The organism is Methylobacterium brachiatum, assembly GCF_900113845.1.
Classification (GTDB): Bacteria; Pseudomonadota; Alphaproteobacteria; order Rhizobiales; family Beijerinckiaceae; genus Methylobacterium; species Methylobacterium brachiatum.
In genome coordinates this window covers 117,356-141,758 of record NZ_FOQW01000002.1, presented here as the reverse complement: position 1 = coordinate 141,758, position 24,403 = coordinate 117,356, and the positions used below count along the sequence as shown (strand labels likewise).

At 68.3% G+C, this 24,403-nt stretch carries 23 protein-coding genes and 1 pseudogene; 12 read left to right on the top strand and 12 right to left on the bottom strand.

Features of this window, described 5'->3' with window-relative positions:
* Positions 1-62 precede the first annotated feature (62 nt).
* From BMZ47_RS00585 to BMZ47_RS00565, 5 genes are all read right to left on the bottom strand, one after another.
* Complete coding sequence (locus BMZ47_RS00585; protein ID WP_091857545.1) at positions 63-710, bottom strand: BON domain-containing protein; 648 nt, start codon at positions 708-710, stop codon at positions 63-65.
* A 156-nt stretch (positions 711-866) separates the two neighbouring features.
* Positions 867-1,055, bottom strand: a complete 189-nt coding sequence (locus BMZ47_RS00580) for a hypothetical protein (protein WP_091857543.1) — start codon at positions 1,053-1,055, stop codon at positions 867-869.
* Positions 1,052-1,309 (bottom strand): hypothetical protein, encoded by a 258-nt coding sequence (locus BMZ47_RS00575; protein ID WP_091857540.1) that lies wholly within the window; start codon positions 1,307-1,309, stop codon positions 1,052-1,054. Before BMZ47_RS00575 ends, BMZ47_RS00580 begins: the two co-directional genes overlap by 4 nt.
* Before the next feature lie 10 nt (positions 1,310-1,319).
* Entirely contained in the window at positions 1,320-1,535 is a 216-nt protein-coding gene (locus tag BMZ47_RS00570) for a hypothetical protein (protein ID WP_091857538.1), read from the bottom strand.
* Positions 1,536-1,620: 85 nt separating this feature from the next.
* Complete coding sequence (locus BMZ47_RS00565; protein ID WP_091857536.1) at positions 1,621-2,139, bottom strand: potassium channel family protein; 519 nt, start codon at positions 2,137-2,139, stop codon at positions 1,621-1,623.
* 182 nt (positions 2,140-2,321) lie between these two features.
* On the opposite strand from BMZ47_RS00565, the gene BMZ47_RS00560 reads away from it, so the two are divergent.
* The 7 genes from BMZ47_RS00560 (at position 2,322) to BMZ47_RS00535 (ending at position 9,130) form a co-directional block, all read left to right on the top strand.
* The gene (locus BMZ47_RS00560) at positions 2,322-2,699 is read left to right on the top strand and encodes an SPW repeat protein (RefSeq protein ID WP_091857533.1); all 378 of its coding nucleotides are present in this window, start codon (positions 2,322-2,324) and stop codon (positions 2,697-2,699) included.
* Positions 2,696-3,052, top strand: coding sequence for a c-type cytochrome (locus tag BMZ47_RS00555; RefSeq protein ID WP_091857531.1), 357 nt, complete (start codon positions 2,696-2,698; stop codon positions 3,050-3,052). Before BMZ47_RS00560 ends, BMZ47_RS00555 begins: the two co-directional genes overlap by 4 nt.
* Positions 3,053-3,192: 140 nt before the next feature.
* A complete protein-coding gene (locus BMZ47_RS00550; RefSeq protein ID WP_091857529.1) occupies positions 3,193-4,014 on the top strand; it encodes a universal stress protein in 822 nt (273 codons plus the stop codon).
* Between the two features lie 17 nt (positions 4,015-4,031).
* Positions 4,032-4,223 (top strand): hypothetical protein, encoded by a 192-nt coding sequence (locus BMZ47_RS00545; protein WP_091857527.1) that lies wholly within the window; start codon positions 4,032-4,034, stop codon positions 4,221-4,223.
* A gap of 359 nt (positions 4,224-4,582) precedes the next feature.
* Positions 4,583-4,702 carry a cytochrome ubiquinol oxidase subunit I gene (locus BMZ47_RS28855; protein ID WP_244536704.1) on the top strand — a complete coding sequence of 40 codons (120 nt, stop codon included), beginning with the start codon at positions 4,583-4,585 and terminating at the stop codon, positions 4,700-4,702.
* Between the two features lie 240 nt (positions 4,703-4,942).
* On the top strand, positions 4,943-7,573 hold the full coding sequence (gene mgtA, locus BMZ47_RS00540; protein WP_091857525.1) for a magnesium-translocating P-type ATPase: 2,631 nt from the start codon (positions 4,943-4,945) through the stop codon (positions 7,571-7,573).
* 21 nt (positions 7,574-7,594) lie between these two features.
* Positions 7,595-9,130: a bifunctional aminoglycoside phosphotransferase/ATP-binding protein gene (locus tag BMZ47_RS00535; protein WP_208600996.1), complete on the top strand. Its 1,536-nt coding sequence runs from the start codon at positions 7,595-7,597 to the stop codon at positions 9,128-9,130.
* A gap of 21 nt (positions 9,131-9,151) precedes the next feature.
* On the opposite strand, the gene BMZ47_RS00530 is transcribed toward BMZ47_RS00535, so the two are convergent.
* Genes BMZ47_RS00530 through BMZ47_RS00515 form a run of 4 tightly spaced genes read right to left on the bottom strand, consistent with a single transcriptional unit; the run spans position 9,152 to position 14,226 of the window.
* On the bottom strand, positions 9,152-10,330 hold the full coding sequence (locus tag BMZ47_RS00530) for an acetate/propionate family kinase (RefSeq protein ID WP_091857523.1): 1,179 nt from the start codon (positions 10,328-10,330) through the stop codon (positions 9,152-9,154).
* On the bottom strand, positions 10,327-11,727 hold the full coding sequence (locus tag BMZ47_RS00525; RefSeq protein WP_091857521.1) for a bifunctional enoyl-CoA hydratase/phosphate acetyltransferase: 1,401 nt from the start codon (positions 11,725-11,727) through the stop codon (positions 10,327-10,329). The genes BMZ47_RS00530 and BMZ47_RS00525 overlap by 4 nt, the downstream gene beginning before the upstream one ends.
* On the bottom strand, positions 11,727-12,500 hold the full coding sequence (fabI, locus tag BMZ47_RS00520) for an enoyl-ACP reductase FabI (protein WP_091857519.1): 774 nt from the start codon (positions 12,498-12,500) through the stop codon (positions 11,727-11,729). The genes BMZ47_RS00525 and fabI overlap by 1 nt, the downstream gene beginning before the upstream one ends.
* 4 nt (positions 12,501-12,504) lie before the next feature.
* The gene (locus tag BMZ47_RS00515; RefSeq protein WP_244536702.1) at positions 12,505-14,226 is read right to left on the bottom strand and encodes a PHA/PHB synthase family protein; all 1,722 of its coding nucleotides are present in this window, start codon (positions 14,224-14,226) and stop codon (positions 12,505-12,507) included.
* A gap of 1,521 nt (positions 14,227-15,747) precedes the next feature.
* On the opposite strand from BMZ47_RS00515, the gene BMZ47_RS27710 reads away from it, so the two are divergent.
* On the top strand, positions 15,748-17,304 hold the full coding sequence (locus BMZ47_RS27710) for an integrase family protein (protein ID WP_139220899.1): 1,557 nt from the start codon (positions 15,748-15,750) through the stop codon (positions 17,302-17,304).
* Here BMZ47_RS27710 and BMZ47_RS00505 read toward each other — a convergent pair.
* Positions 17,289-17,786: a transposase gene (locus tag BMZ47_RS00505; RefSeq protein WP_091857510.1), complete on the bottom strand. Its 498-nt coding sequence runs from the start codon at positions 17,784-17,786 to the stop codon at positions 17,289-17,291. The genes BMZ47_RS27710 and BMZ47_RS00505 overlap by 16 nt on opposite strands.
* 108 nt (positions 17,787-17,894) lie before the next feature.
* Here BMZ47_RS00505 and BMZ47_RS00500 point away from each other — a divergent pair, with 108 nt between their 5' ends.
* Positions 17,895-18,341, top strand: a complete 447-nt coding sequence (locus tag BMZ47_RS00500) for a hypothetical protein (protein ID WP_244536701.1) — start codon at positions 17,895-17,897, stop codon at positions 18,339-18,341.
* A 25-nt stretch (positions 18,342-18,366) separates the two neighbouring features.
* Here BMZ47_RS00500 and BMZ47_RS27705 read toward each other — a convergent pair.
* Positions 18,367-18,459: pseudogene (locus tag BMZ47_RS27705) on the bottom strand (IS5/IS1182 family transposase); the annotation flags it as partial.
* A 30-nt stretch (positions 18,460-18,489) separates the two neighbouring features.
* Positions 18,490-19,794, bottom strand: coding sequence for a hypothetical protein (locus tag BMZ47_RS00495; RefSeq protein WP_091857508.1), 1,305 nt, complete (start codon positions 19,792-19,794; stop codon positions 18,490-18,492).
* A gap of 176 nt (positions 19,795-19,970) precedes the next feature.
* Between BMZ47_RS00495 and BMZ47_RS00490 the strand changes: the two genes are divergently transcribed.
* The 3 genes from BMZ47_RS00490 (at position 19,971) to BMZ47_RS00480 (ending at position 24,034) form a co-directional block, all read left to right on the top strand.
* Positions 19,971-20,636, top strand: coding sequence for a DUF6088 family protein (locus BMZ47_RS00490; RefSeq protein ID WP_091858072.1), 666 nt, complete (start codon positions 19,971-19,973; stop codon positions 20,634-20,636).
* Positions 20,633-21,679, top strand: a complete 1,047-nt coding sequence (locus tag BMZ47_RS00485) for a nucleotidyl transferase AbiEii/AbiGii toxin family protein (RefSeq protein ID WP_091857506.1) — start codon at positions 20,633-20,635, stop codon at positions 21,677-21,679. The genes BMZ47_RS00490 and BMZ47_RS00485 overlap by 4 nt, the downstream gene beginning before the upstream one ends.
* A 387-nt stretch (positions 21,680-22,066) precedes the next feature.
* Positions 22,067-24,034 (top strand): phospholipase D-like domain-containing protein, encoded by a 1,968-nt coding sequence (locus BMZ47_RS00480; RefSeq protein ID WP_091857504.1) that lies wholly within the window; start codon positions 22,067-22,069, stop codon positions 24,032-24,034.
* Positions 24,035-24,403 lie beyond the last annotated feature (369 nt).

The window sequence follows — 24,403 nt, the reverse complement described above, 5'->3', positions numbered from 1 at the left end:
GTGGTGGAGACGTCCGCGGGGTGCGCCGGATCGATGGCCCTGCCACCCCGCTCCGCATGGGTCTAAGCCAGGGTCAGGCGGTCCTCGACGGCGCGGACGCCCGGGGCCGACCACGCGGCGTTCTCGGCGAGGCCGCGCTCGTACCAAGCGTTCACCTTGCCCTCGAGGATGACCTTGGCGTCCTTGACCGTCACCTTGATCCCATCCGCCTCGATCTCGGCGTTGCGCTTGAGCGCCGCCTCGATCTTCGACAGGACATGGGGCGCACTCGCCTTCGGCGTCACCTCGATCGCGTTGATGATGCCGGACACGCCGGCGAGGCGCCGGATCGACCGGTAGGCTTCCTCTTTCTGGTACTGCCATTCGACCTGACCGGTCAGCGTCACCCAGCCCCCGTTCACCTGAACCTGCACCGCGTTTTTCGGAACGGTGGCCGACCAGTCGAGCATCTGCACCGCCCGAATGGCCAAGTCCTCGTCGCGGGGCGGCGTCTCACCGGCGAAGCGCACGGTGATCTCCTCGACAACGCCGCGCACGCCGCGCACCCGCCGGACCGCCTTCTCCGCACTCGTGCGCTGCGCGTAGCTTCCCACATGTCCCGTGAGGGTCACGATGCCGTTGTCGACCGCGACGCCGATATGGGCCGCGTCGATGCTCGGCTCGAAGTCGAGTTCATCGACGACGTTCTGGCGGATCAGCTTGTCGCTCATCGGAAATCTCCTCGCAGAAGCCCGGGCCGCACCCGGCCGATGCTGACGCTAGGTTCGGCCGGCAATCGAACATTGATCCAGCGCAAAGGTCTCAGCCGCGTCGATCCAACCGCGCCTCGACGAGCGCCCGCCATCCTCGCAACCGCCCGGATACGGCTAGCGGGACACCATCGCCTCGATCATCGCTTTGGCGTCGAACGCCCGCTCGAATACCGGGACACCGGCGTCGATCAGGACATCCCCAGCCACAGGCCCCGCGGCCGTTGCAGACCAAACGATCCGGCCGCGCGCCCGGTGCCTCCGGGTCGCCATCGTCCAGCGCGGCAGGAGCGTGGGCGCGCTCATGGCGCCCGTTTCGAGCCGGCATCAGCGGTGTCCGCCCGGATGGCCTGGGCCATCTTCAGGGCGGCGGCCAGGTCGTCGCGATCGGTTCCGTACCGGCGGCAGAGGGCGTCGAACCACGCCAAGCGGCCCCGGCTCGCGTTCGAGATCTCGGAGAACGGGACATGGTACCGCCCGTCCAGCGCTTCGATGCCGTAGCCGGTGACGGCCCATTGCCGGCCCCGCCAGTGGACCGGTTCGGCGAGATCGTGGCTCATCGCTCGATCCTCAGGCGGCCAGTTTGGGAAGTTCGACGACGTCGCAGGTATCGGCCCGCAGCCGCCAGTCGACGATGCCGGCGGCCTCGCAGAACATCGCCTTGGCGGCGTAGGCCGCGGCGACATCCGAACGCGCGGCGACCACGACGCGCTTCTGGAGGGCGCGATGGTCGTGTCCGCAGCCGTCCGGTACGAGCTTGCGGAAGGTGACGAGATAGGTGCGCATCGCGGGCCTCCGTAACGCGTGAGTCACCGACTCTGCGGGGCCGCGGACGCCGCCGCTTTGATCCAGCGCAAGGACGCTCCTGCGATCAGCTGCCCGGCGCCGGCGGGAAGAAGCGTTCCCGGCCAGGCACCGCCATCGTGTCGCTGCCGGCCCCGGCCGCCCGATGGGCGCGGGCCTTCCCGTGGAGGGGCCAGTACCGCTCCATCGCGAGGTAGGTGAACGAGGCCGACCAGCCGATCAGGAGCAGGCCGTTCAGCGCCTCGACCCCGGCCAGCAGCCGGGTATGCGATGTCGGAAAGTGGTCGCCGAAGCCGAGCGAGGTGTAGGCCACGACCGAAAAGTAGAGGCAATCCTCGAAGGATGTGACCGGCGCGCCCGCAAAGGCGCCGACGCCGAGCTGGAGCACCAGCAGCCAGTAGGCGCCGGCATAGATCCAGACCGCGGCGGTGTGGCCCACGAAGGTCATCAGCACCACGGCCAGGATGCGGGCGCGGGGCGGGATCGCGAGGTCCGACAGGTGCTCCGAGGTCAGCCGCAGCGTCTCGTAGAGCACCAGGATCGTCGTGACGACGAGGACGACGCTGGCCGTCATGGCGAGGAGCATGGCGCGATCCGGACCCTGTGCCAGCCGAAGCCTGCCCGACGGAGCGGGCGCGTCATTGACCTGCCTCAAGGCCCCGGGCGCCCGCGTCTTTGCGCCAGATCAAGGCCAAGCCATCGAGCGCGCGGAAGGATCGACCCCGCACCGTCGCGGCCGCTGCCGGGACCGTGGCCTGGAGGCGTCGCATGTCCTCTCCGAACCATCGCGCAGCCGCCGCGCCGCTAGCCTGGCATGGGATCGGTCTTCCGGCCGGCACCCTGCAGGCGGCGGCCGGTGCCGCCCTGGTGCTGGCGGCCTGGGTCATGATTTCCACGGAGCAGAGCCGTGCGGCCGCCTCCGCGCTCGTGCCCGGCCTGCTGATCACGACGCTCTACGGGGCCGACCGGTTCTGCTTCCGGGCCGTCCTGGAACGGGCCGTGCTGCTGATCGGCATCTGGGCCCTCGTCGCGCCCTGGTTGCTCGGGTTCGCGGCAAGCGACAACGCCACCTGGGCCCATCTCGCCTTCGGGTGCATGGCCACGGTCTCCGCGGCGGTCTGGCTCCGGCGCGCGGACGCGCGATGACGAGCTCGATCCGCACCGTCCGAACCGCAATCCTGGCCGGCCTGCTGATCGCCCGCGCCTGCGACCCGGCATCTGCCGCCTCCGCCGAGGACCGTCGCGTCCGGGGCTGGACTGTCGCCGTGCAGCTCTGCAGCCAGTGCCACGTCATCGGACGCGAACCGCAGGAGGGCGGGTTCGTCGGCCCGTCCTTCGTGGGCATCGCCCATATGCCGTCGACGACGGGGCTCGCCCTCAACGTCTTCCTGCAGAGCCACCATCAGCGGATGCCGAGCCTGCGGCTGGACAGGGACGAGACGGACGCGGTCATCGACGACATCCTCAGCCTGAAGGCTCCCGAACCCCGGAGCCCCTGAAACGACGCGGCGCGCTGCACGCGCAGCAGCGGCTCCCTTCTCCCGCCCACGATCACCGGACGTTGAGACAGATCAAGGCCGCGTCACCCGAGCGCCCACAAGCTGGGTCCTTCGATCCCCCTCTCGCAGGAGCGAGCCCCATGTCCTACGCCAGCATCATGGTCGCGGTCGACGACGGCCTGCATGCCCCAGCGCGGGTCCGGCTCGCGTCGGACCTGGCGCTCCGTCTCGGCGCGCGCCTCACCGGCACCGCCGCCTGCCGGCCCGATTACCCGCAAGGGTACGGCGAGACGGCCGTGCCCATGGGCATGGTCATCGAAGAGATCCGCCAGGCGGCCCTGAACGGCCTCGCAGGTGCCGAGCAGGTGTTCCAACACGCCGCCTGCCTCAACGACCGCGTCGAGTGGCGCTCCGATCTTGAGCCTCCGGTCCGCTTCCTCGAGCAGCAGGCGCGGGCGGCCGACCTCATCGTCGTCGGACGCTATGCCGACGATGAGGGCGTCACGCCCGGCATGGCCGTCGAGATCGGTGACGTGCTGATGGGGCTCGGCCGCCCGGTCCTGGCGGTCCCGCCCGGCACCGAGCACCTGGCGGCCGAACGCATCGTCGTCGGCTGGAAGAACACGCCCCAGACGCGCCGGGCGCTGTCGGACGCCATGCCCATCCTCAGGCGGGCCGAGGCCGTTCAGGTGATGCGCATCGCCGACGATGTCGAGAACCGATCCGAGATCGAGGACGTGGTCCGCTACCTGTCGCTGCACGCGGTCAACGCGAGGGCGCTGCAGGCCAAGCGCTCGGGCTGGACCGTGGCGGACGACCTCCGGACGGGGGCGAGCGCGTTCGGCGCCGACCTGATCGTGACCGGCGCCTACGGCTACAGCCGCCTGCGGGAGTGGTTCTTCGGCGGGGTCACGCGCGACCTGCTCAAGAACGCCTCCATCTGTTGCCTCATGTCCCACTGACCTGCGCGAGCACGCCGATGTCCAATCCGAGCCATCCCGGCCAGCCCGATCCGGGCTTCCCGCCGCCGACCCCGGCCCACCCGCCGGAACCCAGCCAGGACCCGCTCCCCGAGCCGCTGGGCATGCCCGGCCCGGGGCCGGAAGACGTCCCGCCGGTGAACGAGCCGCTCGGCATCCCCGGCGGGATGCCGCCCGAGATCGTGCCCTAAATGGGCGCTCGCCGGTTGCCTTTCGCCGGGGGAGCTGATGTCCGGTCCCGCTGTGTAGCGGTCATCTCCGCCGCTGCCGCGTCGGATGCTTAATGGGCATGGCCGGGCTCTGCTCGCGGCCGCGCCCGCGCGACGCAGCCGGCCTCATCCCGATCGCCAGGGGAGGCCGCTACCAGCCCGCAGAGTCCGGCCGTTCAGGAAGGCGGGGTTCCCGGAGGTTTGGCCGCGTCCGGTCCGACCGAGCCCCTGCGCCGCGACGCCGATACCGCATCGGTCTTGATCCAGCGCAAGGCGTCGCGGACCGCACCGGCCAAGCATGCGGCACCGAGTCGATAGCCTGGGCTCAGCCGGAGTTCGCGATGCCGCCCGTCACCTTAGCCAGCGCGGTGAACCTCGCCCGGGCGCAATTCGCCCTCACCGTCGTCTGGCACGTCCTGTTCCCGGCCTTCACCATCAGGCCGCTGGCATCGCCGGGCTGACGGCCATCGCCCTCCTGCTCCGGTGGCTGCCGAAGGCCGGGTGATATCGGACCGCCACGGGCCCGGCGCGTCGCGGGCCAAGCGAACGGGTGGCCCGCGACGCCCGCCCCTCCCGACAGGGAGAAACAGCCCCCTCCCGCGGGTCCGCGGGCTGCCGCGGCATTCGCGGGACCGGGCCTGTGCGCATCGGTTTGAGCGGCGCCATGCCCCGGTCCCTGCCTGCGTCAACGGAACTCCTCGATGTCGAGACGCGCCCTCTTTCAACATTCCCCCACCATTGTTGCGCCGACAGGGTCGCGCCCCGGACCGCCCGAGCCGAGGTTCTGGACGGCAACGCCCGAGAAGCTGTCGACAGCTTTGGCCTGCGGTCTCGGCGGCCTGTCGTCCGTGGAGGCCGCCCGTCGGCTGGGCGCCTATGGGGCCAACGTCGATGCCGCCGCACGAACCGAGGGCGCCCTGCGGGTGGTGTTGCGGAGGTTCACGGAGCCGCTCTCGCTCATCCTTCTGGCGGCGGCGCTGGTCTCGATCGTGACCGGCGACTGGATCGGCGGGGTGATCATCGCCGCCATCCTCACGCTCTCCGTCGGCCTCGACACGGTCCAGGAGGGGCATGCCCTCCGGGCGGCGGAAGCCCTGCGCCGGTCGGTGGCGCTCAAGGCGGAGGTCAGGCGTGACGGCGCCTTCGTCACCGTCCCGGTCGACGCGGTGGTGCCCGGCGACATCATACGGGTCCGGGCCGGCGACATCGTCCCGGCCGATGCCCTGATCATCGAGGCCAGCGCCTTCACGGCCGCGGAGGCCGCCCTGACCGGCGAGCCTTATCCCTTGGAGAAGCGCCCCGGATCCGTCACCGCGGCGAGCCCGGCCGAGGCGTCGAACGCGCTGTTCCGCGGCGCGGTCGCCCAGACGGGCGAGGCCGTCGCCCTGGTCGCCGCCACGGGTGCCGCCACGGTGTTCGGCGCGGCGGCGGCATCCCTGGCCGAGGCCGCGGATTCGTCGCCCTTCCAGAACGACCTGCGCGCGTTCGGCCTGGTTGTCGCGCGGCTGACGATGGCCCTGGTCATCGCCGTCCTCGCCCTACGCGTCACCTTCGGCCGGCCCGTCCTCGACTCGCTGCTCTTCGCCGTCGCGCTGGCGGTCGGTCTCACCCCCGAATTGCTGCCGATGATCACCACCGTGACGCTCGCGCGCGGCGCGCTGCGCATGGCCAAGCGCAAGGTGATCGTGAAGCGGCTCGCCGCCATCCACGATCTCGGCGCCATGACGATCCTGTGCACGGACAAGACCGGCACCCTGACCTCCGCGGAGATCGCCCTGGCCCGCAGCCTCGACGCCGCCGGCGGCGAGGATTCGCGGCCTGCCAGGCTCGCGGCCATCGCGGCCGATCTCGGCGGCGACCGAGGCTCCCTCGACGCCGCCCTGGTCCGGGCCGAGCCCGGTGCGGCGGCGGGTTGGCGCCTCGCGAGCCGCCGGGCCTTCGACTACGCCAAGCGGACCGGCTCGATCCTCGCCGAGGGCCCAGAGGGGGCAATCCTGATCGTGAAAGGGGCGCCGGAGGCGGTGCTCGCGGCCTGCGCCAGCCGGCGCGCGGACGGTCAGGTCCGGCCATTCTCCCCGGCGGAGCGCGAGCAGGCGCTCGGCCGGGTGCGGGCCCTGGCCGAGGCGGGACTGCGCAGCATCGCGATCGCCTCGCGGGTCTGGACGGGGCCGGTCGGCGCGGTCGAGCCCGGGGACGAGGCCGATCTCGTGTTCGAGGGGTTCTGCGCGTTCGCCGACTCGCCCAAGGTGACCGCCGCCGCGGCCATCGCCGGGCTCGCGCAGGCCGGCGTGCACGTGAAGATCCTGTCCGGCGACGATCCGGTCGTTGTGCGCCGCCTCGCGGGTCTGGTCGGCCTGAAGGCCGAGGTCACCCTGTCCGGACCTGAGGTGGCGGCCTTGAGCGACGAGGCCCTGGCCGTGCGGGTGCGCGAGATCGACGCCTTCGGCCGCCTCACGCCGGACCAGAAGGTGCGGGTGGTGCGCGCCCTCAAGGCCAACGGCGCGGTGGTGGGCTTCCTGGGCGACGGCATCAACGATGCGCCCGGGCTGCGGCAGGCCGATATCGGCCTCTCGGTCGAGGGCGCCACCGGTGTCGCCCAGGCCGCCGCCGACATGATCCTGCTCGCCCCGGACCTTGCGGTCGTGGCCGACGGCGTCGCCGAAGGGCGCCGGACCTTCGCCAACATTCTCAAATACGTCCGCATGGGCGCCAGCTCGAATTTCGGCAACATGCTGTCCATGGCCGCGGCCTCGGTGGCGCTGCCGTTCCTGCCGATGCTGCCCACCCAGATCCTGCTGAACAACCTGATCTACGACCTTTCCGAGGTCGGCATCCCGTTCGACGGCGTGCCGGACGAGGCGGTTGCGCGGCCGCAGGCCTGGGACATGGCGCGGCTGATCCGGTTCGCCGGCGTGATGGGACCGCTCTCGTCCCTGTTCGATCTGGCGACCTTCGCGCTCCTGCTCGTCGTCTTCGGCGCCACGCCGGACGAGTTCCGCACCGCCTGGTTCCTCGAATCGATGGCCACACAGATCCTGGTTATCTTCGTGATCCGCACGATCGGGCGCCCCTGGCACAATCGGCCGAGCGCCGTGCTGGCCGGGTCCTCGCTCCTCGCGCTGGCGGTCGCGCTCGCGCTCCCGTTCACGCCGGCCGGCGCATGGATCGGCTTCGTCGTGCCGCCCGCCCCGGTCCTGGCCGGCATCGCCGCGATCACCGTCGCGTACCTGGTCGCGGCCGAGATCGTGAAACCGTTCGCCCTCGGGTCGGCCGGCACGGCCGGCGCGGGGGCGGCCGTATCCGCGGACCGGGTCCGGACGAGACCCGCCTGATCCCCATCGAGGACGCCCCGCATGCTGCCCGAGAGCCAGATCGACGTCGCGCAGTTCCTGACCCGCGCACTCGCGGGCGACGGGACGGTCGAGAGGGTCTCGACGCATATTTCCGGCCTGTTCCTGGCGGGAGATCGCGTGCTCAAATGCAAGCGCGCGGTCCGCTTCCCCTATCTCGATTTCTCGACGCCCGAGCTCCGGCTCGCGGCCTGCCAGGCGGAAGTCGCGCTCAACCGGCGCACCGCGCCCGCGCTCTATTGCGGCGTCCGCCGGATCACGCGCGAACCCGGGGGCGCGCTGACCTTCGACGGCACCGGCGCGCTGGTCGACGCGGTGGTGGAGATGCGGCGGTTTCCCGAGGCGGATTTGTTCGACGCCATGGCGCGGTCCGGACGCCTCGGCCCCACCCACATCGCCGATCTCGCCCACCGCATCGCGGCGTTCCATGCCGACGCCGCGATCAGCCGCGACCACGGCGGGGCCGCCGCCATCGCGAACCTCATCGCCATGAACGACGCCGCCCTCCGGAACGCCGGCCTCGTCCCGGAGGCCGAGGCCCAGGCGCTGTCGGCGCGTTTCCGTGCCGCCTTGGTGCGGCACGCAACGCTCCTCGATGCGCGCCGCGCCGCCCGCAAGGTCCGCCGCTGTCACGGCGACCTCACCCTGCGCAACATCTGCCTGTTCGAGGGCGTGCCGACGCCGTTCGACTGCATCGAGTTCAGCGAGGACATCGCGACGACAGACGTCCTCTACGACCTCGCCTTCGTGCTGATGGATCTGTGGCACCGAGCGCGGTTCGACCTCGCGAACCTTCTGTTCAATCGCTACCTCGACGAGGCGGACGAGACCGATGGGATCAGCCTGCTGCCGTTCCTGATGGCGTTGCGCGCGGTGATCCGTGCCCACGTCACGGGTGCCCAGGCGGCCGATGCGCCCGATCCCGCGGCCACCCTCGCGGAGGCGCGGGCCTATATCGATCTCGCCGAGAGCCTGCTCGCCGAGGTGCCCGCGCGACTGCTCGCGATCGGGGGATTCAGCGGCTCGGGCAAGTCGAGCGTGGCCGCCTCGGTCGCACCGCGGCTCGGCCGAGCCCCGGGCGCCCGCATCCTGGCAAGCGATCGCATCCGCAAGCGCCTGCACGGGGCCGACGCCCTGACGCGCCTGCCGCCCGCGGCCTACGAGCCGGCGGTTTCGGCGCAGGTCTATGCCACGCTGCGACGGGAGGCGCGGCGCGTCCTGGACGCCGGCCATTGCGCCGTGGCGGATGCGGTGTTCGACCGTCCGGACGCGCGGGCGGCCATCGCGGCGGTCGCCCAAGAGCTTGGCGTCGGGTTCTGCGGGATCTGGCTGGAAGCGCAGGCGGCGACGCTGGCGCGCCGGGTCGAGGGGCGGACGAACGATCCGTCCGACGCAACCGTGGCGGTCCTGTCCGGCCAGCTCGCGCGCGACCCCGGGGCGATCCTCTGGCACCGCCTCGATGCCGGGCAACCCCTGGATGCGTTGCGCGACGCCGTGCACGCGCTGTGTGACGATGGCGGGGCGCGCGTCCGGCGATAAGGCTGTGGCCTCGAAGCCCGGTCATTCCGGCAGGGCGCCGAACACGAGACGATCGACCGCCCGGGCAATCGGCGCCTCTTCGTCGGCCGGGATCACGTAGACGGCGACCCCGGATCCGTCCCGGCTGATCCGCCCGGCGCCGGCTTCGTTGCGGGTCTCGTCGAGGGCGATCCCGGCCCAGGCCAGACCGGCGCAGATCGCCGCCCGGACCGCCGGGGCGTGCTCGCCGATGCCGGCCGTGAACACGAGCGCGTCGAGGCCGCCCAGCGCGGCCATGAGCGAGCCGGCCTCGCGCACCGCCCGGTAGGCGAACAGGGCGAGGGCCTCGGCGGCGCGCGGATCGGCGCTGTCCTGGAGCACCCGGACATCGTCGCTCAGACCGGAGACTCCGAGGAGGCCGGAGCGCGCATTCAGGAGGTCCGCGACGGCCCCCGGATCCCGGCCGCGCTCGCGGATCAGGTGGAGCACCAATCCGGGGTCGATGGCTCCGGAGCGGGTGCCCATCATCAGCCCGTCGAGGGCGGTGAACCCCATCGTGGTCGCCACGCTGCGGCGCGCCTTCAGGGCGCAGAGGCTTGCGCCGTGCCCGAGATGGGCGACGATCACCCGGCCCTCGGCCCCGTCGCCGGCGATCTGCGGAAGCACCTCCGCGATGTGCTGGTAGGACAGGCCGTGAAAGCCGTAGCGGACGATTCCCTCGTCCGAGAGGGCGTGCGGGATCGGGAACAGCTGCGCCAGCCGCGGCACCGTCCGATGGAAGGCGGTGTCGAAACAGGCGACCTGCGGAAGGCCGGGCCAGGCCTTCCCGACGGCCCGGATCGCCGCGAGATTGTGCGGCTGATGGGCCGGGGCCAGGGGCACGAGGCGGTCCAGGGCCTCCAGCACCGCATCATCGACACGGACCGGATCGGCGAAGTCCGCTCCGCCATGGACCACGCGATGCCCGGCAGCCCCGGGGGCAAGACGTGGGGTGCGGCGCAACGCGTCGAGCAGCCACGCCACCGCGGTCTCGTGATCGTCATGCGCGACTGGCGGCGCGGCGTCGAGGAACGACGCCTCCGCTCCGGTCGCCGCGACCTTCACCGCTCCGCCGATGCCGGAGACGCCGCCCCGGCACAGGATTTCCGCGGTGCCCGCGGCGTAGAGCGCGAATTTGAGGCTCGACGAGCCGGCATTCAGCACGAGGATCGTCGGGCTCATGGGGGCGTCCCGGTGCGGTGGGCGAAGAGCTGCGCCAGCGCGCAGGACGCGAGCCGTGCCTCCCGGCTGTCGGAGCGGCTCGTCAGGATGATCGGTACCCGCGCACCGAGCACCAGGCCGGCGGCCTCGGCCCCCGCGAGGTGGATCAGCTGCTTGGCCAGTATGTTGCCGGACACGAGATCAGGCGCGACGAGGATGTCGGCCTCGCCCGCGACCGGCGAGGCAATGGCTTTCGCTGCGGCGGCCTGGCGGGAGACCGCGTTATCGAAGGCCAGCGGTCCGTCGACCCATCCGCCGGTGATCTGGCCGCGCTCGGCCATCTTGCACAGGGCGGCGGCGTCGAGCGTCGAGCCGAGCTTGGTCGAGACGGTCTCCACCGCCGAGAGGATCGCCACCTTGGGCTCGACGAGGCCGAGCGCCCGGCACAGGTCGATGGCGTTCTGCACGATATCGCGCTTCTCCTCCAGGCGCGGTGCGACATTCACCGCGGCATCCGTGATGAACAGAGGCTTGGGATAGTCCGGCACGTCGAGGGCGTAGACGTGGCTCATCCGCCGCTCCGTCCGCAGGCCGGTCTCGCGGGCGAAGGCGGGCGTCAGGATCTCGTCGGTGTGCAGCGCCCCCTTCATCAGCGCCGCCACCGTCCCGGCTCGGGCCAGAGCCACCGCGCGCTCGGCGGCGGCGTGGCTGTGGGGCACGTCGACGATCTCGATGCCATCGAGGGCGAGGCCGGCGTCGCGGGCGGCCGCCTCGACCTTGACGCGGGGTCCGACCAGGACCGGCACGATCAGACCGGCCTCCCGGGCCGCCAGGGCGCCGCCGAGGGACGCCGCATCGCAGGGATGGACGATGGCCGTCGCGGCCGGGGCGAAGGCCCGCGCCGCGGCGATCAGGCGGTTCCAGTGCACGCCCCGCTCGTGCAGATGGACTTCGGGTAGGAGGGCCCGCGGCCGGCGCACCTTCTCGGTGGGGGCCAGGACCTCGGCCTCGCCGGTGATGACCGTGTCGCCCCGGGCGTTCAGGCAGACGCAGTCGAGCACCAGCCGCGCATTCGCGGCGTTCTTCTCGCGCACAGTCACCCGGGCGGTGATCGCGTCGCCGACCCGGACCGGGTGGAGGAAGCGCAGCGACTGGCCGAGATAGATCGTGCCCGGCCCCGGCAGCTCGGTCCCGAGCACGGCCGAGATCAGCGACCCGCCCCAGAGCCCGTGGGCGATCACGCCGTGGAAGCAGTCGGTGGCGGCGTAATCCTTGTCCAGATGGGCCGGATTCACGTCGCCGGAGACCAGCGCGAACAGGCTGATGTCCTGCGCCCGCAGGGTGCGGGTCAGGCTGGCGGTGTCACCCACCGCGATCTCGTCGAGGGTGCGGTTCTCGATGAAGTGCAGCGGTTCCATCACGCCACCACGCTCAGGCCACCATCGACGAAGGTCACGTTGCCGGTCACGCCTCGGGCGGCGTCACCGACCAGCATCGCCGCGACGGCGCCGACCTCATCGATGGTCACCAGCCGGTGCTCGGGGGCCTTCTCCATCGCGCTCGCCAGCATGTCCTCGAAACACGCGATGCCCGAGGCGGCCCGCGTCGCGATCGGCCCCGGCGAGAGGGCGTTCACCCGGATGCCGCCGGGGCCGAGTTCCGCGGCGAGCGACCGAACCGTCGCCTCCAGCGCGGCCTTGACCGGACCCATGACGTTGTAGTGCGGGACCACCTTCTCGGCGCCGTAATAGCTGACCGTGAGGATCGACCCGCCGTCGCGCATCAGCGGCTCGGCCAAGCGGGTCATGCGGATCAGCGAATGGACCGAGATGTCCATCGCCCGGGTGAAACCCGCCTTTGAGCAATCGACCACGCGGCCGTGCAGGTCGTCGCTCGGGCAGAACGCGATGGCGTGAAGCAGGAAGTCGAGCCGCCCCCAACCGGCCGCGATCCGGTGCATGACGGCTTCGAGCTGGCCCTCGTGCTCGACGTCGAGGGGCATCAGGAGGGCGGCCTCGACCGCGTGGGCGACGGGCTCCACGTAGGGCCGCGCCCGGTCGTTGAGGTAGGTCAGCGCGAGGTCGGCGCCGGCGGCGCGGAAGGCGCGGGCGCAGCCGGTCGCGATGGAGTGGGTGTTGGCGACGCCGACCACGAGGCCGACCTTGCCGGCAAGCGGCTGCTTGAGGGGCATGGCTCTAAGCCTCCAGGACGTAGGTTCCGGGCGCGTCCCCGAGCTCCGGGTAGCCCGCGGCCGGTGCCCCCATCCCGGGCGGCGGCCCGGGCGGCCCCGACCGCGCAGCGAGCCAGCCGGACCAGGCCGGCCACCACGAGCCTTCCGTCGAGTCCGTGGTGGCGATCCAGGCGTCGGGGCCGAGGTGGCGTGCGGCGACGTCCTTCGTGCGCATCCGATAGCGGCGGTGCGGATGCCCCGGCTCCGCGACGATGCCGGCATTGTGGCCGCCGCTACACAGGACGAAGGTGACCTCGGCCTCGGCAAGGTGATGGATCTTGAACACCGACCGCCAGGGCGCGACGTGATCGCGCTCGGTGCCGACCGCGAAGACCGGAATCCGGATGTCGGCGGGCGACACGGGTTCACCGCCGGCCTCCAGGCGCCCTTCCGCCAGGTCGTTGTCGAGGAACAGGCGGCGCAGGTACTCCGAATGCATCCGGGCCGGCAGGCGGGTGGAATCGGCGTTCCAGGCCATCAGGTCGGTCATCGGCTCGCGTCGCCCGAGGAGGTAATCCCGGACGATCCGCGACCAGATCAGGTCGTTCGAGCGCAGGAGCTGGAAGGCCCCGGCCATCTGGCTGAAATCCAGGGTGCCCTGGCTGCGCATCAGGCTCTCCAGGAAGCTGATCTGGCTCTCGCCGATGAACAGCGTCAGCTCGCCGGCCTCGGTGAAATCGAGCTGTGCGGCAAACAGGGTGAGGGAGGCCAGCCGCGCGTCGCCGTCCCGGCTCATCGCGGCAGCCGCGATGGCCGCGAGCGTGCCGCCGAGGCAGTAGCCGGCCGCGTGGACCGGGCGCCCGGGTACGATCGCCGAGACGGCGTCGAGGGCCGCCATGATCCCGAGCCGGCGGTAATCGTCGAAGGACAAAGCCCGGTCCTCGGGACCTGGGTTGCGCCAGGAGATCATGAAGACGGTGTGGCCCTGGGCCGTGAGGTAGCGGACCAGCGAGTTCCCGGGCGACAGGTCGAGGATGTAGAATTTCATGATCCAGGCCGGCACGATCAGCACCGGCTCGGGCCGGACCGCGTCGGTGGTCGGGGCGTACTGGATCAGCTCGATCAGCCGGTTGCGGAACACGACCTTGCCGGGTGAGACCGCCACCGCGCGCCCGACCGGGAAGGCATCGGCGCCCACCGGCCCCAGGCCGCCGGCCGCGCGCAAAGTATCCTCGGCGGCGTTGATCACGCCCCTGGCAAAGGTCGTTCCGCCGCTCCGCAGGGTCTCGCGCAGGACGACCGGGTTGGTCCAGGGCAGGTTCGACGGCGCGAGCGCATCGAGCACCTGGCGCGCGGCGAATGAGACCAGGTCCTGGCTGGCCTGCGACATGCCGGGCACGTCGGTCGTGGCGTCGTGCCACCATTGCTGGGCCGAGTGGAACGCCTGGCAGGCGAAGCTGAACGGCCAGGCTTGCCAGGCCGGATCGTCGAATCGGTGATCCTGGGGCAGCGGATCGATGCGGGGCGGAGCCTCGCCCTGCACCAGCCCGTACCGCGCCGCGAATTGGGCGAGGCGCCTCTGCTCGCGGAGCAGCTTCATACCGAGGGCCGCATGCTTGCCCGGCGAGAAGGCCGCATGGATGGCCCAGTCGAACCAGGCCTCGGCCAGCGCCGCCGGCGACAGGCCCCCGGTCATCCGGGCGACGGCGGCGTGCACACTCTCATCGATCGCATGCCGAAGCGGCATCAGATCGTCGTCGTTTTCGCCGGGGTCCGAACGCGACGCGGGGCGACAGAGTTCGGCGACCGAGAGCGAGGCTCCCCCGGCGGCCAAATCCGTGTTGATCGTGGCCAAGGCTTTCATGTCTGCTTCTCGCATGCGCAGTCGCCTGCGATGCCGAAGAGGTTACGGCGCCGACGAATCCGTGGCCGTGATTCAGATCAAAGCTTCGCCGTTTCTGGCCGGAAGCTCGCTGCATCGATCGCCGTCGGGCCCGCTCAGGCTGAGGGGATGCACGAGCCGCGCCCCAGCGCCGACACCGGATCGGGCCACGTCGCAGCTCGCATGGCCGACTGGCTTGTCAGACGAACCGCTCGCCATCGCCCCAGGGGCTTGCCGGCCATCATCCGCAAGCTGGGTGGGCTCGCCGATCGTGGCCCCATGCGCTCGACCTGTCCCCGACCTATGAACAGGTCGTCGAGATGTATATTCCCACGCCAAGCCTGCAGGATGGTCTGTGCCTCGCCGTCGGCAAAATACCGGCCACGAAGCCGCGGCTTGTCGGGGACCATCATGACGTCGCCGACGGCTGGATTGGTGTCGCGGCGATAGGGGCGTCGCGGATGGTGCGCGATCAGCAGCGAGCAGAGCGCGCTTCCATGCGATCAGATCTGCCGGGCTCACGAGTTCGGGATCGTCAAGGCGAAGCACATCTTCGTATGCGGCTCGGATTCCGGGCCAGCGCTCGATGGTGGATGGCGCGAGCTTCCCTTCGGCCGAGTAGGCCTCAATGAATAGACGCCAAAGGACGGCGTCGGCATGCGCGGGCGGGAGAGCAGGTGTGCTCACCGGAGGGGACGCGATGCGACCGAGTTTGTTGTGAGAGGGACGTCAATCGGATGGCTACCTGTCGGAAATCCTCGATCCGACATTCCAGCGCACCACCGCGATGACATGCTAGAGCTGCTGCCGATAATCTTGTGGGCGCCCAACCTGCGCCGATCTCGGCGGCGGCTCGGAGAGGCTGCGTTCGGGCTCAACTGGGCTCCTTCGTGCAGAGGCTGTTCCCCTCCTCAATCCTTCCGAGCAGGAGGCGAAATCTCTTCGGAACACGATGTGGGAACCAGTAAGTCCCGGTCTCGGGATGAGGCCTGCCTTCCGCCTGAACTCGCGGCCGACCGACGAAATCGCCGCCGTGGGTACAGGTGGCGAATGATGATCACTCGCGCTGGGGGATCAGCCCATCCGCGCGAAGCAACGGACTTGGGGCTGTCCAAGCGCGTCAACGACTGTGGAACCCGGTCGGCACGGTTTTAGGACTTTGTTCGCCTGCGGCGCCAAAAAACTCGATGATGCCGATGGTAGCGAGGGAGGGATTTGAACCCCCGACACAAGGATTATGATTCCTTCTGCCGACTATTTTTACATTATTCGAAGGAGCTGTGTCTTTACAAAATCTTCAAACGAGGCAATCGATTACCCATAACCCGTTTACAGTCGCCTCGGTACACCCCGAGTTGAGCGCGCGACCCAGATGCGACCCAGATTATGAACGAGCTTGTCGCAATTCGCAAGGCGGCCAAGATTACCGTGGACGTGCTCAAGGACGTCCTTCGAAAGGTCGGCGCACCAGAGGCCGAGCGGCGCGACCCCGAATGTCCTGGGCTGGTTCTGCGGATTCGCCCGCGCTCGGGCGCTCGATGGTCCTACAAGGGACGCCTTCATGGGCGGGAGAAGCGCTGGGACCTCGGACCGGTGATCGCTACGCGCGACGGCTTGGCCGATGTCCGCGGCCGGGCCGCTCGCATTCGGGAGGCGCTGCGGAAAAACATCGACCCTATGGCGACGACGGCGGAAGCGCCTCCGATCGTCGATCCACCTGCTTCTTGGGACTGGGAAGCGGGTGTCGAAGCGTTCCTCGTTCACATTCAACGAACTCGGCGGCCCGATACCCATACCGACTATCGACGCATCCTACGAAACACCGAGGAGTTAAAGGTCTTCCACGGGCGGCGCCTCGCCGACATTGAGCGCGAAGAGGTCGCCGGGGCGATCCGGATCATCCACGAGAGAGGCGTCGAGTCCCACGCGGCCCACGTTCTGCGTGTCGTCCGTTCCTTCTGGACGTGGCTATCCGATGACAGCCAACGGAAGCGATCCCTGGTCGAACCCAACCTACTTTACCGACTTCGACCGCCTGAGAAGACGCGCCGCGAAATTGGCGACCATCTGATCTCGCGGCCGGCCGTGACATCGTCGGGGCGGAAAACCGCCAAACCGAAGTTACCTACCGAGGAGAGTCTCGGCCGAACCTTGGCGATTGCCGAATCCGGCGCGATCGACCCGCACGTATCCCGGGCTATCGGGTTGCTGCTCTATACCGCGCAACGCCGTCGGGCGATCATGGGAGCCTACTCGACAGACTTCAGCTGGACTGACCCGGAGGCGCCTACGGGAACCGTCGTCTGGAACCTGCCCCCCTTCTTCCGCAAGACCGGCCGCACACGAGGAGTGTCGATCCCGCATAGGCTCCCATTGACAGGATCGGCGGCCGAACTCGTAGGCCTCATCCAGCGAGAGAACCAAGACAGCGATCGATATTTGATGAGCGAGTTTTGGCTGTTTCCCGCCAGATACCCGAAGCTCAAGGATGTGAAGCGAAAGTCGCCGACGCTCGATCCTGGCGTGCTGAACCACAATCTGCTCGCCTTTCCCGAGGTCGAGATCAATCCTCACGGTATCCGGCGGGCCTTTCTCACCTACGGCAAGAAGCATCTGGGTTTCACGCGGGACGATGCCAAGCTCGTTCTCGATCACAACGAGGGACGTCCGTCCGACGCAACGGCAGCCTACGATTGGGACGAGGAGATGAATCGCAAGCTGACCGTGCTCGCGGCATGGGGCAAATGGCTCGACGGACTTCGCGATGCAGCCCTGTCGGCAGACCCGATGCTTCACAAGGAGTACCGGGAGCAGCTCGCGAAGCGGATCCGAGGGAACCGGTATCGCGACAGTGGGGTCGTCAAGGACAGGCTGACTGGCTTCGGTAGCCGCATTCCGGCGTACGATGAGGAAGATGATGACGACGGCTACTGGGAGGATTGATTATCCCCGTGGCCGTGGCGCCTGTGGGCTGAGAGGCATACGCAGGTGTCGGCATCATCCCAAAGCGCATTTACAGCCCATGCACGTTGGCCGGCTGCAGCACTCGACGAGCAACCATTAAGAACGGGCTCGGACTCGCTCCCCGGTGTTCCGCGCTGGAGGACGGCGTTGGCGTAGGTCATGAGCTTGCGGGCGCAGGCGGTCAACGCCGTCTTGTGCGGCTTGCCGGCCTCGAGCAAGCGCCGGTAGAGCCGGCACAGCGCGGCATTCCAGTGGAAGCTGGCGGCCAGGGCGGCAGCATAGAGCGCGCGCCGCACGCTGGCGCGCCCGCCGCCGATGCGAAGCACGCCTTTGTGCGTGCCCGAGGCGCGATCGAAGGGCGCGAGGCCGGCTAGGCAGGCGGCCTGCTCGCGCGTGAGCTGCCTCAGCTCCGGCATATCGATCAGCGGTGAGCGCGGTGCGCCGAGGACACGCGCTGGCATGCGGTTGTGGTGCCCGGCTGGTACGGGGCGGGCGAGCGCACGATCGAGATGGCCTCGGACACCGCGGTGTAGCGGCACCGGGGCCTGCCCGTCGTGCCGATCCGATGGGTGTTCATCCGCAATCCCGAGGCGCGCTTCCCGCCCCAGGCCCTGCTCTGCACGGATCCGACACGCGAGCCCGCGCAGATCGTCGGGTGGTTCGTTCGCCGTTGGAGCGTCAAGGTCACGTTCCAGGAGGTGCGCGCCCATATGGGCGTCGAGACGCAGCGGCCGTGGTCCGACACGGCGATCGCTCGCACCACGCCCTGCCTGCTCGCCCTGTTCTCAATCGTCACGCTGCTGGCTGCGCAACTCCCGGCCCGCCAACGGCGACGCGTCGCGATCGCCGCGTGGTACCTCAAACCGCGCTCGGCCTTCGCCGATGCCCTGGCCGCCGTACGCTGTGCGATCTGGCGCGAGCGGACTTCGGCAACATCACCGCGCCGACGCGCCCAAACAAAACCCCGCTTCCGTTTGCCCGCGCCCTGGGCCTATGCCCTCTGCCACGCCGCATGATGGGCCATAGTCGAGCTAAGAGGCTGGGACAAAACCGTTTGAGCTGTGCCCTGCAGATGAGGACACATGCGAGCGTCGTGAAGGCGATGTGGAGATCGGCGCGTCGCTCGTAGCGGATGACCTCGCAGCACGTCCCATCTAACCGTGTCTAACTCTTGGCGTCCCCGAGTGCGGTCTGGATACCAGCAACCACCGCCTTGCCGCCATTCAACGAGGCGTCGATCAGGGCCTGCAAGTGCGCTGTCGTGGCTCCGCGCGTACCGACATAGCCCGATCGAACCAGTCCCACGAACGGTTCGGTGCGGAGATAGTGCCCGTCCAGACTACGGTAGCTCAGCCGAAGGCCCCCTTTTTCACCGGTGAACTCCCCCGCCTCCATGAGTTGATCAAAATGGCCGAGACTGAGCAGAATACCGGCGCTGTTGGTCGCTGCACGCCGTCGGACGAACTTGAAGAAGAAGGCGCCCGGGTGGAGTCGGTACGCCCCCTCTGGATCGAGATCCCGGTCGAAACGGCGCATCCGCGCCAGCTCGTCCCGAAATTGATCATCGATGCGAACCGTGCATTCCTGCTCGTCCACCTCCTCAAGGGCGAACGTTCCGGTCTCGATCCGGCGATGAGCGCGCCCTTCGGGCTCCAGCATCTTGTATTGGACCATCACGAGCGCCCCCCGAGCCTCGTTGAGGTAGATCAGGTCAACCCCGAAGAGCTGCTCGAGCGGGCGCTTGTTCGCGGTGAAGACATCCAGTCGTGCACCCCGCTTCTCGAACGTCGCCCGACCGGTGAGGCTACTGTCGGCAAGGCGCCAGCCCGGCATCCAGCGCGCATCGTGCTCGATCACCGCATCTTCGAGCAGGCGAACGGTCCCTAGCGCGGTATCGCTGCCGGGAAGGCTCACCATTGCAGCTTCGTCGGACCCGCCGAAGGCCTTGATCGCAAGCGAGACGGCGTCGCCCTGCATTGCCCGGGCATTCTCATACCGTCGCGAGCGCCGACGATGGGCGAGGATGCGGGCAAGCGCGGGCCCGTTCTCTGGCTTGCCAGCCAGCTTGTCGACCAGCGCCTCGCCGAGCTTCTCGGAGATTCGGTGGAAGCCGAAGCTGGATGCCTGAAGGCGCTCGCGCGGCGCCTTCAGGCCCACACCATCGATCTCTGCGAGCGAGGCTTCCAGGGTCTCCGGCACGACCGGCGTGAGGTGGTCAAAGACGACTCGTGAATCGAACGTCGAGGTCGCGCCGATGGACGTGACCATCCCGAGCCGCATTTCACCGGTAGGAGTAGCGACCAGAACGCCGCCGCCGCGCTGGCCTTGTCGAGCCACCGCGTGGGGGAAATGGAGGGAGAAACGTTCGCCGCGGCGCCGAGTCTCTGAAATCGCACTCCACTCGTCGTTCGTGAGGTGCAGCAACGCTAGGGCTGTTCGTTTTAACTCTTTGAGATCGGCCGGGTCCATGGATCGCTTCTATGACGAGCGGAAGGTCGGGGGCGCAGCTGAACTGGTGTCATGCTTGAGGTGCGCACACCCGGGTGCAAAAGGGGAGGACGGGGTTCACTGAGGGTTGAGTCCGAAGAATGTCACAAGTTTCGGACACCCTTCCTTTTGTCCGAACAATGCTGCATATTTCGGACATGTCTTCGCCTGCCGTTCAGCCATCCTCCGACCTGCGCACCCGCCTGCTTGCCCGCATTGCGGGACAGCCGGATGAGGTCTGGACGCCAAGCGACTTCGCCGACCTCGCGAGCCGCCATGCTGTCGACAAATCCCTTCAGCGGCTGGCGGCCACAGGCGAGCTTCGCCGCATAGACCGAGGCCTCTACGACCGGCCTCGCATCAACAGCTTGACCGGCCGTCCTACCGTTCCCGATTACCGGGCTGTCATCCGCGCCGTCGCCCGGCGGGACAAGGCCCGCTTCGTCGTCGATGGCATGACCGCCGCCAACGACCTCGGCCTCACCACGGCTGTACCAGCCCGCATCGAGATGCTCGTCGATGCTCGCCTCAAGCCCATCCAGCTCGGCAAGCAGGAGATCCATTTTAAGCCCGCCGCCGCAAGCCGGCTCTACTGGGCCGGGCGGCCAGCCATGCGGGTGGTCCAGGCTCTGCACTGGTTGCAGGACGTGTTGACCCATGAAGACGAGCGCACCCGCATCGCTGATACCCTTCGGCGCCTGTTCGCTGACCCTAAGCACGGTCCGGCGATCCGGGGCGATCTGCGCAATGGCCTATCGGCGCTACCGATCTGGATGCAGGATTTTCTCCGCCCGCTGATCGTCGGCAAGGCGCCGCCCGCATGACCGCGGAAGCTTACGCGACGGTGATCCGCGCACCAGCGCGCGACCGCCTCGATCTTTTTCTGGCCACCGCGAACCGGCTCGGCGCTCCTATCGGCAACGTCGAAAAGGACTTCTGGGTGTGCTGGACGCTGGAGGCGCTCTACCATCGATTGCCCGCCGACCGGCCTCGCCTCCTATTCAAAGGCGGCACATCACTCTCCAAGGCGTACGGTCTGATCGAGCGCTTCTCCGAGGACATCGACGTCACGGTCTTCCGCGACGATCTCGAACAAGCCGCGAGCGTTGAAGAGCTGGAAAGCCTCTCCGGCAAGAAGCGCCGAGCACGCCTCGACGCGATCCGCGATGCCTGCCGCGAATATGTCACTGGGCCGCTCCGGGAAAGCCTCACCGCACTGCTCACCGATGCGACCAACGGCGCCGGCCGCATCGAGGTCGACGACGCCGACCCGGACAGGCAAACGCTGCTCGTCTGGTATCCCGAGGTCGAGCCGCGTGACGATGCCTATGTCCGCCCGGCCGTGCGGATCGAATCCGGCGCGAAGTCCGCGCTCGATCCCAACCAATCCGTCACCCTGCAGCCGTACATCGCCGACGAAACACCCGATTTGGACCTCTCCGTCCCAGATGTGACCACCATCGAAGCTGGCCGGACCTTCTGGGACAAGGTGGTGATCGCGCATGGGCTTCGGCGCTGGTACGAGCGCCGTGGCGAGCTACGCCAGGAGGGCCAGCGCATTTCCCGCCACTATTACGACCTCCATCAGCTCGTCCGGTCAGAAATGGGCCAAGCGGCGCTCAGCGACGTCGAATTGGCAGGGGATTGTGTGCGGCACGCGCGCATGTTCTTCGACCGGCCAGACTATGACTTAGCCTCGGCCCAGCCGGGCAGCTTCGCGCTTGCGCCGGTCGCGGGGATGACCGACGCGCTTCGCCGCGACTACGTCAACACCGCCGGCATGATCTTTGGAGAACCTCCCACGTTCGACGCCATTCTCGATTCTATGCGGCAGCTCGAAGCCGCCGCGAATAATAAATCCGCATGATCGATTCCGTGCGCGGAGTCGCCGCCAAAAAGCGAAGCCCGCATTCGTCGAGGGCGACCAGGTTCGTCACTTCGTGGCTGAGGTAGACTTTCCCACAACCGACATCCTGTGGTGAGTTCTGGGGTCAGCGGCTCGGGTCAGCAATCGGCCACCAACCCGATCAGCCAGTGGAAAGCGTCTCCTATCGCGTGAGCCACGGTTAGGCGAAGCCATTGGGCAAGCTCCGCCCCGCAACTCCGCTACGACCGCATTCACCGATGCTCGCGCACGTGAACTGTGCCATGTCGAACGTAAGGTGGATACGTCGGCCCACTCCGGCCCACTCGCTCAAATGCCCATACGTGCTGACGCAGTTGTGCTACGCATTGGGAAGGGCAGGAGAGAGGTATGGCCAAAATCGTCAAAGCGAATGCTTGGTGCAACAACGAGGTGGGCTATCTCGCGTGGCGCACGGACGGTCCGATCCAGGACTGCCTCGGGTTCATGATCACCCGGATCCACTCCGATCTGAATGGGAACGAAGTCGAGCGCCGCATCCTCCCTGCCTGGGTTGCTTTCAAGTCCCAGTCGAACCCGAAAGGCGAAGAGCAGGACACGAGCGTCTGGCCCGTCCAGAAATTCTCCTGGCGCGACCTCACCCTCCGCAGAAGCCGCAACGAGACGGTACTGCGCGAGGGCGAGTTCAAGGCTCGGTACGAGATCGTGCCGGTTGGCTTGGCCGGCCACGGCCGCATGCCCGTTCCGTCCTCGCCAACGGCCCCCTACCGGGACGCCCACGGCGAACCCCGCTACAACGGCGATCCTATCCAGCTCTTCTTCTGCGGCAAGCCCATCGAGACAAACGAGATCCTCGTCACGAACCGCTTCGGCGCGGCGACCGTTGCCTTCAACAACGGCATCCTTTCGACCCAAAACCTCCGCAAGCAACTCCAGACGCCGGATGGCCGGGCGCCCGGCAAGAAGGAGGTGCTCGATCGCATGGCGGATCCCAAGGACTCGCTTCGCCGGTTTCTCAGCGGAGACGCCATCAAGATCTTCCGCCGCTTCTTCAACCGGGCCGTCGAGCTCGACGCCAATATCCACCTCGCCCTCTACGAATTACATGACGACGAGCTGATCGCGCTGATCGACAAGCACTGCGCGCGTATCAGCCTTATACTTTCGACCGCCGGCAAGTCCAAGGACAGCAAGACCTGGGACACGACCAACCACGACGCGCGAGACCGTCTCGGCAAACGTCTTGGTAAGCGCCTGCAGAACCGCATGTTCAATAACAGTAAACATATCGGCCACAACAAGTTCGGCGTGCTCGTCTCAAGGACGGGCGAGCCGCTTGCTGTCTTGACCGGCAGTACCAACTGGACTTCCACGGGCCTCTGCGGCCAGACCAACAACGCGATATTCATCGAGGATGGCGATCTCGCCGCCGCCTACCTGGAATACTGGGGGCGCCTGCACGACGACCTTCTGCCCGAGCCTGACCCCTTGTCGGCCCCCAACAAGGTCGATCAAGGCGCGGCCTTGAGGGAGGCAGACGCGGAGCCGAACAGGTTGAGCCTGGACAGCGTAACGGTAGGAGCCAAAGCGTCGGTCTGGTGCTCGCCCAATACGGAGAAGGTTGCCGTCCCTCGCACGAATCCGGCGACGCCGCCCGATATAGAGGAAGTGTTTGCGCTGATGCGAAGTGCGAAGGACGCGCTGCTTTTCCTGAGCTTCTACCCGGCCCAGCAAGGTCGAAACAGCATCATCGGCGAAGCCGTGAAGATCGCACAGGGTAAGCCCGAGCTCCTGGTCCTCGGTGCGATCAGCGCGCCGCAGGCAATGCCCAACTACGAGGCGCCGATGCGGGATGACGACGAAGACGACCAGGAAGACGGCGAGAAGGTGCCCGCGCCCTCCATCTACACGCTGAAGCAGGCTCCGCGGGTCCTGATGGTCCGGGCGAGCGCTGTGCGCGACCTGATCGGCGACTTCCAGCGCGAACTGCTGACCGCGGGGACCGCTATTATCCACGACAAGGTCGTCGTGATAGACCCCCTTTCCGAGACCGATTGCGTGGTCATCACCGGCAGCCATAACCTCGGGTTCAAGGCGTCCTACGCCAACGACGAGAACATGCTGATCATCCGTGGTGCCCCGGCGCTGGCGGCAGCCTACGCCGTCCACGTCCTTGATGTTCAGGATCACTACCGTTTCCGTGCAGTGCTTGAAGAGCAGCGCCGCCGGCGCATCCTGAGCAGATCATCTACGGAGCCGTCCAGTGTGGGTTCCGGCTTCCTCCATGTCAACGACGAATGGCAGACGCCTTATTTCGATGGCCGAAAAGGGGACGAGCTCCGCTATTTTGCGCGCTGATCCAGCCCGGATCATCGTAGATTCGTAAGCATGTAAACTTGGAACACACCAAGTCGTTCTTTCAAGGGAAAGCCTTCCTACGTTCGAGCCCGACGTCTCGGCCCACCACTTCGAGAAGCGCTCGGCCCCGCAATGCCCGAGATGGTGAGCTTTACGGCGAGGCGTGTCGCATTCGGGCGGCCGTACTTACAAGCGGCCCATAAGTATCGTCCTTCACGCGTCGTGCGACGCCGCCATCGCTCGATCCACCATGCCGTCGTTGCCTCCGGCGCCCCCAAATCTGGCGCTCGTGACGTCGATCCCGGTCACCTCGTGTCCTTCCTCCCGCAGAGGTCGTCTTGAATCTAGGATTCGCGGGACGTCTGTTAG